At 63.6% G+C, this 555-nt stretch carries 1 protein-coding gene; it reads right to left on the bottom strand.

Going from position 1 to position 555, the window contains the following annotated elements:
* Positions 1-149: 149 nt before the first annotated feature.
* Positions 150-555 (bottom strand): phosphodiester glycosidase family protein (locus FMN63_RS02655; protein WP_148582415.1); only part of this gene is annotated, 406 nt, incomplete at its 5' end.

Genomic DNA, 555 nt, shown 5'->3' with positions numbered 1-555 from the left:
CCAACATCCCAGCATTGAAGTATCTGTCCTACCGGCTGTTCATGAAGCGTTATGACGCGCGGTGGCTGGTGACCAGGATGACGACCATCACCTCGCTGGATTTGACGCCGCAGGTGTAGCGGGACCGAGCCCGCCGGCGCTGCGAAGCCTTAGTTGAACGCCAGCCAGCTGGGCAGCGCCCGCTCATGGGAGTCACAGAGCACCTGACGGGTGTCGCACGATCCTTTCGGCGACCCAGCGCCGGCCCACATGCCCCCGGTATCACGGCGCAGAACGATCGCCGATGACCCCCCGCCGTCGAGCAGAATCGCGGTGTCACTACCCAGGCCGCGGAACAGGTCTTGGATGTTGTCCGGGGTGTAGTTGCCGCCCTGGAAGATGTACATCTCGTCCTTCTGCTTCGCATAGGCAAGCGCCGTTCGCGCGGCGCTGGGACCGCCGTCGTGGAGCTGGCCGGTATTGCCGGGGGATAACAGCCCGATTCCGGCCACGGCGACGAACCGTGCATTCTTGTTGAGCAAGTCCTCGATCACCGGAGTGGCAAGATCGTAGTCC

The sequence above is a fragment of the Stappia sp. BW2 genome, from assembly GCF_008107695.1.
Lineage (GTDB): Bacteria > Pseudomonadota > Alphaproteobacteria > Rhizobiales > Stappiaceae > Roseibium.
Note: the sequence above shows the minus strand (reverse complement) of the source record. Positions and strands in the feature narration are given on the sequence as shown.